This is a genomic window from Microbacterium sp. LMI12-1-1.1 (assembly GCF_040676455.1).
Taxonomy (GTDB): Bacteria; Actinomycetota; Actinomycetes; order Actinomycetales; family Microbacteriaceae; genus Microbacterium.
Genome location: NZ_JBEGIA010000001.1, coordinates 1,169,116 through 1,182,427, shown reverse-complemented (window position 1 = coordinate 1,182,427; position 13,312 = coordinate 1,169,116). Strand labels below are relative to the sequence as shown.

The following is a 13,312-nucleotide window of genomic DNA, read 5'->3' as shown; positions in this document are numbered from 1 at the left end:
CGTCACCACCCGCCGCGGGTCGGCGTGTGTCCCTCGCGCGCGTCGTCGGGCATCGCCATCTCGGCGCGCACGCCGAGCAGGCGAATCGGGCGGCCGGGCTCGATCTTCGCGACGAGCTCGAGGGTCCGCGCCAGCACGACGGCGCGGTCGGCGGTCGAGGGGATCTTCTTCGTGAAGGTCTTGGTCAGGAACGGGGCGTAGCGCACCTTGAGTCCGAGGCCGACGACCGGGCGGTCATCGGCGGCCACCTCGTCCAGCACCTGGTCGAGCAGGCTCCGGGCGGCCGCCTCGATCTCGGCCGGATCGACGATGTCGGCCTGGAACGTGGTCTCCTTGCTGTGCCCGCGGGCGACCCAGGGCGTGTCGTCTACGACGGCCGAGCCGTCGCCGCGGCCGAGCTGCCGGTACCAGAGGCCCATGCGCGGCCCGAACTCGCCCGTCAGCGCCGTCTCGTCGGCGACGGCGAGCTCGGCGACGGTGCGGACGCCGAGCAGCGCGAGCCGCTTCGACACCTTGGACCCGACGCCCCACAGCTCGATCGTCGGACGCTCGCCCATCACCTCGAGCCAGTTGTCGGCGGTCAGCCGGAAGGTGCCGCGCGGTTTGCCGAAGCCTGTCGCGACCTTGGCGCGCACGAGCGTGTCGCCGATGCCGACCGAGCAGTGCAGCCGCGTGCGGTCGAGCACGTCCTGCTGCAGGCGGCGCGCGTACGCCTCGGGGTCGTCGGTCCCGGCGCCGACGAACGCCTCGTCCCAGCCGAGCACCTGCACCACCGCACCGGGCTGGGCGCGCAGGGTCGCCATGACCTGCTCGGACGCTGCCAGGTACAGCGGTGCGTCGACCGGAAGGATGACGGCATCCGGGATCTTCCGTGCCGCGATGCGCAGCGGCATCCCCGAGCCGACGCCGAACTCGCGCGCCTCGTACGACGCGGTCGAGACGACGGCGCGCTCCGTGGGGTCTCCGCGGCCACCGACGATGACCGGCTTGCCGGCGAGCTCCGGCCGGCGCAGCACCTCGACCGCCGCGATGAACTGGTCGAGATCGACATGCAGCACCCAGGGCTTGGCCGCGGGCGTCGGCACCGCGGCATCCGCATTCATGACCCCGCCTCTCGCGACCGGCGCATGAGACGAGACTAGGCCGCATCGCCGACACGCCGCACAGGAGGGCAAGGGATCCGGAGGGTCCATAGCCCATGGCCCCGACGGCTCCCACCGCTGCGACCGCTGCGACGGCTGCCACGGCTACCTGTTGCCTGTCGACCCGGTCGCTCAACAGGTCAACCGCGCTTCCACAGGAGGACGAGTCGATTCAACCTCCTGTGGAAGCCCGGTTGACCTGTTGTCGGGCGAACCGGAAGGGCGGGTGGGCCAGGAACGGCGGGAGGACTCTCGCCCGGCGGATCAGTCCAGGGTCGCGAAGCTGCCGCGCCCGGTGGATCAGCCCAGGGTCGCGAAGCTGCCGCGCCCGGCGGATCAGCCCAGGGGTCGCGAAGCTGCCGCGCCCCGCGGATCAGCCCAGGGGTCGCGAAGCTGCCGCGCCCCGCGGATCAGCCCAGGGTCGCGAAGGTGCTTTGCCCGGCGGATCAGCCCAGGGTCGCGAAGCTGCCGCGCCCGGCGGATCAGCCCAGGGTCGCGATGAGCCGCTCGGCCGCGGCGCGTGCGGTCGCCGTGCCGGTCGCCGCCGAGGCGATGTCGCTCAGGAAGACGTTGTGCAGCGCGATGCCGACGACGCCGTAGGCCACGGAGGCGCACGCGGCAGCTTCGGCGGCGGGATGCTCGGCGGCCAGCAGATCGCCCAGCGCATGGTGCGTGCCCTGATACGCCGATACGAGCAGACCGGCGAGCACGGGATCGGTGCGGGCGGCCTCGACGAACCCGAGCACGACGGCGTTCTCGTTGCCCGGTGCGGCGAACTCGTCGCCGAAGAGGAAGTCGAGGGCGCTCGTGACATCTCCGGTGCCGCGGGGGAGCATCGAGTCGCCGTCGGCGTCCTCGTAGTAGAACCGGCGCGCGCTCTCGCGCAGCAGTTCCTCGCGATTGCCGACGAAGTGCCGCACGTGCCCGCGCGACATGCCGGCCTCTTCGGCGATGCGCTCGAGGCTGGCTCCGGTGATGCCGTGCGCGGCGATCGTGCGGATCGTCGCGTCGACGATCTGCCGAGTGCGCTCCTCGGCGACGGACGGTCGAGCCATCGATACCTCCCTCTCGCACCCTAGTGCGCTCTGTGTGACAGTTTATTGTCTAGTCAGACTTGACTAACAACAAAGGAATCCCTACCGTTGCTGTCACCCCGCTCGAAGAGGAGTCATCTGTGCCGCAGATCGTTCATGTCGGACCCGCGCCCGTCAGTCCCGCCGCCCGCGAAGAGCGCGTGCGCATGCGCGACGGCGTGCGCCTCGCGACGGACGTGTACCTCCCGGGTGCCCCGGCCGATCGCGACGCGACACCCGGCGACACGATCCTGATCCGGCTGCCCTACGACAAGAGCGGCGAGTACACGTTCATCCCGCTGATCGCCGAGTACTTCACCGACCGCGGCTACCGCGTCGTGGCGCAGGACGTCCGGGGCAAGTTCCGCTCCGAGGGTGACGCGCTGCTGTTCGTGAACGAGGCGGACGACGGCTACGACACGATCGAGTGGATCGTGCGGCAGGCGTGGTCCAACGGCCGCGTCGCGATGTGGGGCGACAGCTACTACGGCTACACGCAGTGGGCGGCGGTGGCATCGCAGCACCCGGCCCTGAAGGCGATCGCCCCGCGGGTGACGGGAACGATGCTCGGCGAACCGGTCCGCGCGGTCGCTGGGGAGCGCACGCGGGCGGTCGAGTGGGCGATCACGTATCTCTACCCGCTCACCTACTTCCACTCGCAGGATGCCTACTTCTGGGAGCTAGACCCGGCACGGCGCCCCTTCAGCGCACAGGCCGAGGATGTCGTCGCGGAACTCGGCTCGCGCTCGCTCTCGTACGACCAGTGGTACCCGCGTGCCGTGCACCTGCCCCGGTTCCCGCTCGCGAGCCCGTTCGACGCGCGCCCGGTTCCGACGCTCCACACCATCGGCTGGTGGGACAACTGCGCGCCGCTGTCGTGGGCCGACGTCGCCGAGATCGAGAAGCGGCCCGCCTGGGCGCTCAGCCACTTCCTGCGCATCGAGTCCATGGACCACGAGTCGTACTACCTCGACGACCCGCCCGCGGTACGCGTCGAAGAGCGTGGCGACGAGCAGATCCGCGCGGAGCTGCCACGGATGCTGCAGCCCGCCGTGGACTTCTTCGAGGTGTTCGTGCGGGGCCGGGGCCGGGCCGCCGACATCCCGCGGGTCAGCTGGAACCTGGCGGGCACCTCCGACATGCGCGTGGCGGACGCGTGGCCACCGCCGCAGGCCGTCGCGCGCACGCTGTACGCCCACGCGGGCGGTGGGCTGTCTTCCGATGCTCCGGACGCTGCGACCCGGCTCGAGTGGCTGCACGACCCCGACGACCTCGTGCCCTCCAGCGTGCCGAATGCGTTCGCCTTCCTGCTCTTCCAGCCCGACGAGGCCGCGCTGGGAGCGCGAGCCGATGTGCTGTCGTTCACCACCGACGTGTTCGCACGCGACATCGACCTGGCGGGGCCGGTGCGGGTCGCGGCATCCGTCTCGTCCGATGGCCCGGCGATGGACGTGTTCGCGCGCCTGCTCGACCTGGCGCCCGACGGCACGGCGCTGCGCATCGCGCGCGGCCAGGTGCACGTGACCGACGCCGGGGATCGCGCGATCGTCGACATCGACATGGGGCAGGTGGGCTACCGGGTGCGTGCGGGCCATCGCCTGCGCCTGCACGTGCACTCGAGCGACTTCCCCGAGTTCCTGCCGCAGCCGGGCACCGGCGAAGAGCCGTGGGGCGCCGTGGCGACCGCGATCAACCGGCAGCGCGTCGTGCTCGGCGGCGATGAGCCGCTGTGCGTCACCCTGACCGTTCTGCCCGACACCCGAGCCGAGGAGGCCCGTCCATGAACGAACCCGTGCTGGAGTTCGCGTTCGAGATCCGCGTCGACATCGACCCCCACCTGCGCATCGGGCGCAGCGCCGACGAGGAGCTGTCGTTCACGCCGATCGCCGGCGGGACCGTCGCCGGCCCGCTGCTCAACGGCGAGGTGCTGCCGGGAGGCGGCGACTGGGCGGTCGAGCGATCGGGCACGGCCCAGCTCGAGGCGCGGTACCTGCTGCGCGCGGACGACGGCGCCGTCATCGACATCCTCAACCGCGGCTACTACCGCGCATCGGCGGACGTGATCGAACGCGTCGAGGCGGGGGAGAACGTCCCCGAGACGGAGTACTACTTCCGCACCGCGCCCGTGTTCCAGACGGATGCCGCGCCGCACCGCTGGCTCGCCGAGCACCAGTTCATCGGGCTCGCGCGCGACGAGGACGGCCAGGTATGCGTCCGGGTCTACGTGGTGCGCTGATGCGACGCGGGCCCGGGCGTGGAGGCCGATGGATGGTCGGCCGTGCGCGGCTGCGCCGCAGCGCCCTCCGCTCTGCGCGGCTGCGCCGCGAGCGTCGCGTGGATGACCTGGCGCAGCTGCGGCTCGTCCCACCGCGCCGGGTCTTCGGAGCTCGCGACGTACGACCCGCGCACGAGCAGATACGCCAGCCCGGCGACGTGCTCGGGGTCGGCGAAACCGGCGGTGCGCGCCTCTTCGAGCAGCAGCCGCTGGAACTCGCCGGTCTCGCGGTGAAGGGCCGTTCGCAGGGCCGGCTCGCGGTCGGCGTTGGCGACGATCTCGAGGATCAGCGCGCGCAGCACCGGCTCGTCGGGGCCGGTCGTCAGCGACCACTCGATGACGGCCGCGAACCGATCCTCCGGCGCCGCGGCGGCCAGCGTCTCGTCGAGCGCCGCCTGCCAGCGGTCCCGCCCGTGATCGAGCGCATTGAGGATGAGGCCGGCGCGCGAGGGCAGGTAGTTCGTGACGAGCGTCGTCGAGCCGCCGAGCTCCCTGGCGACCGAGCGGATCGTGACGGCGTGCGAGCCGGCGGATCGCGCGACGCGGATCGTCGCGGCGGCGATGTCTGCGAGCCGCTGATCGGCGTCAACCTCACGGGGCATGACACCCACCCTATTCACGCCCGTAACACAAATGCAACATTGATGTACAACAGTGTTGTACTACCCTGAGGGCTATCGCGGCGACGGCGCCGCGATCTGTGATCTCCCTCGACCGACCCGAAAGGAAACGAGATGAGAAACCGAGGCAAGGCCGCCACGGTCGTCGCAGCCGCTGCAGCCCTGGTGCTGCTCGCGGGGTGCACGCCCCGGGACGTCGAGACGTCCCCGACCGGCGACGAGACGTCGGCCCCTGTAGAACTCGTCGACGCGCTGCCCGCGGGCTCGACCGAGGTCGACGAGGTGACGTGGGCCCTCGTGGAAGGCGAGCCGCGCTCGCTCGTACCGGGCGCCGACTACAACTTCGTCCAGCCCAACCTGTGCGACAGCCTGCTGCGCGTGCAGCCCGACTTCACGGTGGACGCGGGCATCGCCGAGGCCGCCGACTGGGTCGACCCGGTGACGTTCGTCATCGACATCCGCCCGGACGTGACGTTCTGGGACGGGACGCCGGTCACGCCGGAGGACGTCGTGTACAGCCTCGAGCGTCACCACACCGACGTGACCTCGGCGTTCTACGGCGCGTTCGTGCTCGTCGCGCCCGAAGGCGGCATCGAGGTCACCGGCGAGAACCAGGTGACGGTGCACTTCGTCGCTCCGGACTCCACGTTCCGCGACGCCGTTGCGGGTGGCGCCGGCGCGGTGCTGAGCAAGGCCGTGAGCGAGGCCCAGGGCCCGGCGCTCGGCACCTCTGGCGGCGAGCTGATGTGCGCGGGACCCTACGAGCTCGAGAGCTGGACCCCCGGACGCGAGATCGTCACGGTCGCCAACGAGGACTACTGGGACGGCGCACCGCTGGTGAAGAAGCTCACGTACCGGTTCATCCCCGACGGCACGACCCTCACCAACGCCCTCCTGGAGGGCGAGGTCGACGGAGCCTTCAACGTGGCGCCCGCCAGCCGCAGTGCGTTCGAATCGTCCGACACGGGCCGGCTCGTCATCGGCCCGTCGACGGCGTCATTCTCGTTCGGCCCCACGCGCGACACCGGAGCCGGCGCCGACCCGATGATCCGTCAGGCGCTGAGCCTCGCCATCGACCGGGAGCAGTACATCTCGACGGTGCTGCACGGGCTGGGTCAGACGCAGAGCACGTTCGTCGCGCCGTTCTCGTGGTCGGGCTCGTCCGCGGCCGACGTGTACCAGGCGGGCTACGACGCCCTCGCGGCGCCGGAGGTCGACCTCGACGCCGCGAAGAAGCTCGTCGAGGAATCGGGCGAGGACACCTCGGTGCCGCTGCGCATCGCGATCCCGGCGGGCAACAAGGAACTGTCGCAGACAGCGGCGATCGTGCAGAGCGCCGCCGAGCAGATCGGCCTGACGATCGAGATCGACGAGCGTCAGGCGGCCGACTTCGCCGCGATCTTCCTGCCCGATCCCGGACCCCGCGAGAACATCGACTTCGTCGCGACGACCGGCTACACCGAGACGCCGGGGGTGCTCGCCTACCCCCAGCTGTTCCTCCTGCCGGCCGAGCAGGGCGGCATCTTCAACTGGACCGGCTACGCGAACCCGGAGGTGACCGCCGGGCTCGAGGCCGCGCGCACCACGCCGGACGCGGACGGTGCGGCCCAGGCGTACGTCGGCGCGCAGGAGATCTTCGCGCCCGACCTGCTCCAGGTGACGCTCGCGGGCTCGTATCACACGACATTCCTGAGCGACGGGCTGAGCGGCGTCGTCACATCGGTGGCGGCGTACTCCAGCCCGTGGGCGCTGCACCTCGGCGGCAAGTGATCGACGCGGCACCGCGCACCGGAGAGGGGCGACGATGAACGCCAGCGTGGCCCGGCAGCTGCTGGGCAAGCTCGGAGGGCTGCTGCTGACCCTGTTCCTGTCGAGCATCGTCATCTTCTCTGCCGTCCTGCTCACCCCCGGCGACCCGGTCGTCGCGCTCGCCGGGGGTCTGCGGCCGACGCCGGAGATGATCGCGGCCATCAAGGCGGAGTACCACCTGGATCAGCCCGTGTGGGTGCAGTACTTCTTCTGGATCACCGGTGTGCTCAGCGGCGACCTCGGCACGTCGTTCGTGTACAAGACACCGGTGGTCGAGCTCATCGGGCCGCGCTTCGGGATCACGCTGCTGCTCGTGCTGTACACGCTCGTGCTGATCGCCGTCTTCGGCATCGGCTCCGGCATCCTGGCGGCCACGCGGGGGCGAGGAACCGACCGGGCCGTGCTCGTCGCCACCTCGTTCGGCGTCGCACTGCCGACCTTCGTCGTGGCGATCCTGCTCATCTGGGTCTTCGGCCGCGTGCTCGGCTGGTTCCCGGTGTACGGCGCCGGCGAAGGGTTCCTCGACAACCTCTACCACCTGACCCTGCCGGCGATCTCCCTCGCGGTGCTGTACATCGCCTACCTCAGCAGGATCACACGCGGGGCCGTGGTCGGGCAGCTGCACTCCGAGCACGTCGACACGGCCCGCGTGCGCGGGATCCCCCGCGGCAGGATCTTCCGCCATCACGTGTTCCTCAACGCGTCGCCGCAGATCCTCGCGATCTCCGGCGCCACCGTCGCAGGGCTCTTCGCCGCCTCCGCCATCGCCGAGCAGGCGTTCGGCCTCGGCGGGCTCGGCTCGCTGCTGACAGAGGCGGCCGCCCGCAAGGACCTGCCGGTCGTGCAGACGATCTCGCTGCTGCTCGTGATCCTGTTCGTCGTCTTCAACGCGGCGGCCGATATCGCGATCGCCCTGATCGACCCCGATTCCGTCAAGCCGAGGAGGAACGCATGAGCGTCGCCCAGCTCGCCGGCGGCCGCGTCCCGACCTTCGCCCGTCGCCTGGCCGTGCGCGACCCGCTGCTGATCGCGGCCGGCATCGTGATGATCGGCATCCTGGCCATGGCGCTGTTCGGTCCGCTGCTCGCCCCGTACGACCCGAACCAGCTCTACGTCGGCCCGGTGTCGGGACCGCCCTCTCCCGCGCACTGGATGGGCACCGACGACCTCGGCCGCGACATCCTGTCCCGAGTCCTCGTCGGCGCCCGCCCGAGCGTCGTCGGACCGATCCTCGTCGTGCTGGCATCCTCTCTGCTCGGCACACTGATCGCCATCGTGTCGGCGTGGTTCGGCGGATGGGTGGACGGCGTGAGCTCGCGGCTCATCGAGGTCATCTTCGCCATCCCGGGCCTCGTGCTCGCCGTGCTCGCGGTGTCGATGTTCGGCAAGGGCCTCATCGCGCCCATCGTGGCGCTGTCGATCGCATACATCCCGATCGTGTCGCGGCTGGTGCGCGCGTCGGCTCGGCAGGAGCTCTCGAAGCCGTACATCTCGGCGCTGCGCATCCAGGGCGTCGGATCGTTCGCGATCTGCTTCCGCCACCTGGTCCCCGCGCTCCTGCCGGCCATTCTGGCGCAGTCGACGGTGGGCTTCGGCTACGCGATGCTCGACCTCGCGGCGATCTCGTTCCTCGGGCTCGGCGCCCAGCCGCCGGCATCCGATTGGGGCGTGATGATCGCCGCCGGACAGCCGTCGCTGCTCGTCGGCGCGCCCGAGCAGTCGATGTTCCCCGCGGCGCTCGTGGTCGTCACGGTGCTCGCCGTGAACATCCTCGGGGCGCGCGTGACCACCTGGGCGGAAGGCGCCGACCGATGACCGCTCTCGTCCTCGAACTCGATCAGGTGTCGATCGCCGCGCCGGGACCCGACGGCCCGCGCACCCTCGTCCACGACTGCACGCTGCAGGTGCGAGCCGGCGAGGCACTGGGTCTCGTCGGGGAGTCGGGGTCGGGCAAGACGCTGTCGGTGCGTGCCGTCGCCGGGCTCCTTCCCGAGGGCTTCACCGTGGGCGGAACGATCCGCATCGACGGCGAGGACATCTCGACGCTCCCGCCGCGGCGCCTGCGCGACATCCGTGCGCGGCGCCTGGGCATGGTGTTCCAGACCCCGCGGGCGCACCTCAACCCGCTGCGCACGATCGGCGACTTCATGACGGAGGCGCTCGTCTCCGTCGCCGGGGAGAAGCCGGATGCCGCCGACCGGCGCGCGCAGGACCTCCTCGCCGAGGTCGGCATCCCGGATCCGGCGCGGCGTATGCGCCAGCGACCGGGCGACCTGTCGGGCGGTCTGCTGCAGCGCGTGATGATCGCGGCGACCCTCGCGATGGACCCGCCGATCCTCCTCGCCGACGAGATCACGACGGCGCTCGACGTCACCACGCAGGAGGAGGTGATGGCGGTGATCGCCGACCTCCGCCGCCACCGCGACCTCGCGCTGCTGTTCATCACGCACGACCTGGCGCTGGCCGGTGCGGTCTGCGACCGCGTCGCGGTCATGCAGCACGGGCGCACTGTCGAGACGCTCCGTGCGGCGACGATGCGGACGGATGCCTCGGATCCGTACACGCAGCGCCTGCTGTCCGCCACCCTGCCCGCCGACGTGACCCCGGACCGCATCGCAGCCGACGAGCCCGTGCTCACCGTCGGAGGGCTCCGCAAGACCTTCCAGGTGCGCTCGCCGCGTGGAGGCCGCGAGGAGTTCGTGGCGGTCGACGACGTCGCCTTCACGCTGGCGCGCGGCGGATCGCTCGGCATCGTCGGCGAGTCGGGGTCGGGCAAGTCGACGACCGCTCGGATCATCTGCGGGCTCGATACGGCGGATGCCGGCTCGGTCACCGTCAAGGGCGCCGACTGGACCCGGCCGGCCCGGCGTGCAGCCGACCGGCGAGGCCGGGCGCGGATCGCGCAGATGGTGTTCCAGGACCCCTACCAGTCCCTCGACCCCCGTCAGAGCGTGCGGCAGTGCCTGTCCGAGGCGGTCGCGGTGCATCGGCGCGGCATCGGCCGCGCCGAGCTCGACGCCCGCGTCGACGAGCTGATGGGCGCCGTGATGCTCGCGCCCGCGCTCGCGGCGCAGCGGCCGCGTTCGCTGTCCGGCGGTCAGCGGCAGCGTGTCGCGATCGCGCGGGCGCTCGCGGCCGAGCCCGAGATCCTGGTGCTCGACGAGGCGGTCTCGGCGCTGGACGTCACGACCCAGGTCGAGATCCTGACGCTGCTCGACGGCATCCGTCGCACCACCGGTGTCGCGCTGCTGATGATCTCGCACGATCTGACCACTGTCCGGCGCCTCTGCGACCACGTCGTCGTCATGAAGTCCGGCGCGGTCGTCGAGCAGGGGCCGATCGCCGACGTCCTCGACCGCCCGCACGCCGAGTACACGCGGACGCTGCTCGACTCGATCCCGCGGACCGGGTGGGTGCCTCGACGCCGGCTCCCCGCACGCACGTCCGCCCTGCCCACCGTGGCGACCGCGACCACCAAGATCCCTACGTCCCGAGGAGAGAGATGACCGACCGAGACCCGTGGCAGCTCAGCATGCGTGAGATCGCGGATGCCGTGCGCTCGCGTTCGATCACCGCACGTGAGGTGATCGTCGCCCACCTGGACCGCATCGATGCGGTGAACCCGGTGGTGAACGCGCTCACCGTCGTCTTCCACGACCGGGCACGCGCCCTCGCCGATGCCGTCGACAAGGCGCTCGACGCGGGCGAAGCCGTCGGACCGCTCGCCGGCGTGCCCTTCACGGTCAAGGAGAACATCGACCTGACGTGGTCGGCGAGCACCAGCGGCTGGCCGTTCATGGCAGAAGCGGTACCCGCCAAGGACGCCACGATGGTCCGCCGCCTGCTCGAGGCGGGCGCGATCCCCATCGGGCGCGGCAATATGCCCGACTGGGGCCTGCGCTGGGACACCGACAACGACCTGTTCGGCCGCACGCTCAACCCCTGGGACCCGTTCCGGGTGCCCGGCGGGTCGAGCGGTGGCGACGCGGTCGCCGTGGCGACCGGCATGACACCGCTCGGTCTCGGCAATGATTACGGCGGGTCGCTGCGGCTGCCCGCCTACGCCGCGGGCGTGTGCGCGCTGCGGCCGTCGGCCGGCCGCATCCCCGCGCCGATGGCCGAAATCACCGAGCCGGTGTCGCTGTCGCTGCAGTTCTTCGCCGTGAACGGGCCGATCGCCCGGCGCGTCGATGACCTCGACGCCGCGTTCGCGATCATGCACGGCGCCGACGGCAGCGACCCGGCGGCACTCACGCTGCCGCATCCGGCTTCGTACGACGGCCCCCGGCGGGTCGCCGTCGTGCGCGACCCGCTCGGCTGGGGCGTGGCTCCGCAGGTGGCCGCCGCCGTCGACCGCGCGGCCGCGGCGCTCACCGCAGCAGGATGGGCCGTCGACGACGTCGAGCCGCCTCTGATCGAGGAGGCCGCGACGCTGTGGCGCCGCATCTCGACCACCGAGATGGTCGGCGCCTTCCTGCCCGGCGCGCTCCCCGTGCCGCTGTCGCACGGCTCCACCCGGTACTTCCTCGACAACGCCGAGGAGACGGAGGTGCTCGCATCGGGCGAGGCCTACGGCGGCGCCTGGGCGCAGCGGGCGGTCATCGCGGCCGCGTGGGAGAGGTTCCAGGCCGAGTACCCGATCGTGCTCGGCCCGGTCTCGGCGCGGCGCATGCCCGAGATCGGCTACGACCTGTCGGGCCCGGCGGCGACCACCGAGCTCTGGCGCGACCACCGGCTCCTCGTCACGGTCAACTTCCTCGGGCTGCCCTCGGTGGCCGTGCCGACCGGGCTGGACGAGGACGGTCTGCCGACGGGGGTGCAGCTCATCGGGCCGCGCAACGCCGACCACATCTCACTCGCGGCGGCTCGGGATGTCGAGGCCGCCCTCGGCGGGCTGACCCCCGTCGAGGCACGCGTCGCCGGAGCGGTCGCGTGACCGCCGGAGAGCCGGGGCTCGAGTTCGTGTTCGAGCTGAAGGTGGCGGTGTCCGAGCCGATCCGGGTCGGACGCACGGCATCCGAGGATCTCAACGTGACGCCCATCGTGGGCGGCACGATCTCGGGGCCGCGGCTGAACGGACGCGTCCTGGGGGTCGGCGCCGACTGGTGGGTGACGCGGGGTGCGACGACCCAGCTCGACGCGCGCTACCTGATCGAGGCGGACGACGGCGCGGCGATCGACGTCGTCAACCGCGGCTACTGGCACGCCGGCGAAGACGTCGAGCGGCGCCTGCACGCCGGCGAGGACGTGGGCGAGGACGAGCTGTACTACCGCACCGCCTTCGTGTTCCAGACCGGCGCGGAAGCGCACCGCTGGCTCACCGAGGCGCAGTTCGTCGGCTACGCGAGGCCCGAGCCGGGGCACGTCTGCATCCGGGTGTTCAGGGTGCGCTGACGCGCCGGCGCGCGATCGCGGTCACCGAGGCGGGTGTTACCCGCGGCCTTTCGTGGAGTCAACCCCGTGGCTCGGCACCGCCCGGTTTCGTACGGTGGCTGTTCCAGTGAGAGGAGCCGTCATGGCAACCAGCATTGTGACAGCAGAGATCGACGTGGACGCCCCGATCCGGGCCGTGTACGACCAGTGGACGCAGTTCGAGGAGTTCCCGCGCTTCATGTCCGCGGTGGAGCGCATCGACCAGCTCGACGATCAGCGCACCCACTGGATCGTGAACATCGGGGGAGTCGAGCGCGAGTTCGACGCCACCATCACCGATCAGGTGCCCGACGACCACATCTCGTGGGCGAGCCACGGTGAGAAGCTCCACACCGGCCGTGTCGGCTTCGTGCCGGCGGGGGACGGCACTCGGGTCTCCCTCGAGATGACGTGGGTGCCCGAGTCCTTCACCGAGAAGGCCGGCGCCGCGCTCGGCATCGACGAGCGGGCCGCGAAGAAGGACCTTGAGCGCTTCAAGGAGTTCATCGAGGAGCGCGGCCGCGAGGCGGGCGGCTGGCGCGGTGAGATCCACGGCACGCCGACGCGCGACGTCTGAACCGAGCTCGAGAAGAGGAGAACCACGATGTCCGACAGCCTTCCCGCAGACATCCCCGCGGCGCCCGACGGTCAGCTCGGGACGGAGCAGGCGGGAGTGCAGCCGCTCCGCGATCGCGACACGTCGATCGAACCGGACCCCACCCGCGACCCGGCGCAGGCCGAGTGGGATCGCACGACCGCGCTCGAGGTGGGCGAGGATCCGGACATCGAGACGGCCACCGGCGACGATCCGGCGCACCTGCCCTCTGATGACGAGGAGGTGCCGCGCGAGGATGTGCCGTCCGCGGCGATGCAGCCCGACACCCAGGGGTTCAGCCCGGAGATCGCCGAGCTCGGCGACACGGGCCAGGGCGACCTCGCACCCGAGGACTATTAGACAGCCGACCTGCCGATCCTCCGCGT

The 13,312-nt window shown here is 71.4% G+C and carries 13 protein-coding genes; 10 read left to right on the top strand and 3 right to left on the bottom strand.

Going from position 1 to position 13,312, the window contains the following annotated elements; genetic code table 11:
* Positions 1 to 2 precede the first annotated feature (2 nt).
* Positions 3 to 1,103, bottom strand: coding sequence for a DNA polymerase IV (locus MRBLMI12_RS05700; protein WP_363354649.1), 1,101 nt, complete (start codon positions 1,101 to 1,103; stop codon positions 3 to 5).
* 521 nt (positions 1,104 to 1,624) lie between these two features.
* Entirely contained in the window at positions 1,625 to 2,197 is a 573-nt protein-coding gene (locus MRBLMI12_RS05695) for a TetR/AcrR family transcriptional regulator (protein WP_363354647.1), read from the bottom strand.
* Between the two features lie 119 nt (positions 2,198 to 2,316).
* Here MRBLMI12_RS05695 and MRBLMI12_RS05690 point away from each other — a divergent pair, with 119 nt between their 5' ends.
* Together MRBLMI12_RS05690 and MRBLMI12_RS05685 are read left to right on the top strand one after the other, a co-directional pair.
* The gene (locus tag MRBLMI12_RS05690) at positions 2,317 to 3,999 is read left to right on the top strand and encodes a CocE/NonD family hydrolase (RefSeq protein WP_363354646.1); all 1,683 of its coding nucleotides are present in this window, start codon (positions 2,317 to 2,319) and stop codon (positions 3,997 to 3,999) included.
* The gene (locus MRBLMI12_RS05685; RefSeq protein WP_363354644.1) at positions 3,996 to 4,451 is read left to right on the top strand and encodes a DUF3237 domain-containing protein; all 456 of its coding nucleotides are present in this window, start codon (positions 3,996 to 3,998) and stop codon (positions 4,449 to 4,451) included. Before MRBLMI12_RS05690 ends, MRBLMI12_RS05685 begins: the two co-directional genes overlap by 4 nt.
* Here MRBLMI12_RS05685 and MRBLMI12_RS05680 read toward each other — a convergent pair.
* Positions 4,436 to 5,092: a TetR/AcrR family transcriptional regulator gene (locus MRBLMI12_RS05680; RefSeq protein WP_363354642.1), complete on the bottom strand. Its 657-nt coding sequence runs from the start codon at positions 5,090 to 5,092 to the stop codon at positions 4,436 to 4,438. The genes MRBLMI12_RS05685 and MRBLMI12_RS05680 overlap by 16 nt on opposite strands.
* Before the next feature lie 132 nt (positions 5,093 to 5,224).
* Here MRBLMI12_RS05680 and MRBLMI12_RS05675 point away from each other — a divergent pair, with 132 nt between their 5' ends.
* From MRBLMI12_RS05675 to MRBLMI12_RS05640, 8 genes are all read left to right on the top strand, one after another.
* Positions 5,225 to 6,880, top strand: coding sequence for an ABC transporter substrate-binding protein (locus MRBLMI12_RS05675; RefSeq protein ID WP_363354640.1), 1,656 nt, complete (start codon positions 5,225 to 5,227; stop codon positions 6,878 to 6,880).
* A gap of 34 nt (positions 6,881 to 6,914) precedes the next feature.
* Entirely contained in the window at positions 6,915 to 7,874 is a 960-nt protein-coding gene (locus MRBLMI12_RS05670) for an ABC transporter permease (RefSeq protein WP_363354639.1), read from the top strand.
* Positions 7,871 to 8,734, top strand: coding sequence for an ABC transporter permease (locus MRBLMI12_RS05665; protein ID WP_363354637.1), 864 nt, complete (start codon positions 7,871 to 7,873; stop codon positions 8,732 to 8,734). The genes MRBLMI12_RS05670 and MRBLMI12_RS05665 overlap by 4 nt, the downstream gene beginning before the upstream one ends.
* Positions 8,731 to 10,425 carry an ABC transporter ATP-binding protein gene (gene nikE / locus MRBLMI12_RS05660; RefSeq protein ID WP_363354635.1) on the top strand — a complete coding sequence of 565 codons (1,695 nt, stop codon included), beginning with the start codon at positions 8,731 to 8,733 and terminating at the stop codon, positions 10,423 to 10,425. Before MRBLMI12_RS05665 ends, nikE begins: the two co-directional genes overlap by 4 nt.
* Positions 10,422 to 11,855: an amidase gene (locus tag MRBLMI12_RS05655; RefSeq protein WP_363354633.1), complete on the top strand. Its 1,434-nt coding sequence runs from the start codon at positions 10,422 to 10,424 to the stop codon at positions 11,853 to 11,855. Before nikE ends, MRBLMI12_RS05655 begins: the two co-directional genes overlap by 4 nt.
* Positions 11,852 to 12,313: a DUF3237 domain-containing protein gene (locus tag MRBLMI12_RS05650; protein WP_363354631.1), complete on the top strand. Its 462-nt coding sequence runs from the start codon at positions 11,852 to 11,854 to the stop codon at positions 12,311 to 12,313. The genes MRBLMI12_RS05655 and MRBLMI12_RS05650 overlap by 4 nt, the downstream gene beginning before the upstream one ends.
* A 121-nt stretch (positions 12,314 to 12,434) precedes the next feature.
* A complete protein-coding gene (locus tag MRBLMI12_RS05645) occupies positions 12,435 to 12,908 on the top strand; it encodes an SRPBCC family protein (RefSeq protein WP_363354629.1) in 474 nt (157 codons plus the stop codon).
* A gap of 27 nt (positions 12,909 to 12,935) precedes the next feature.
* Complete coding sequence (locus MRBLMI12_RS05640) at positions 12,936 to 13,286, top strand: sugar ABC transporter ATPase (protein ID WP_363354627.1); 351 nt, start codon at positions 12,936 to 12,938, stop codon at positions 13,284 to 13,286.
* The last annotated feature ends 26 nt before the right edge of the window (positions 13,287 to 13,312 follow it).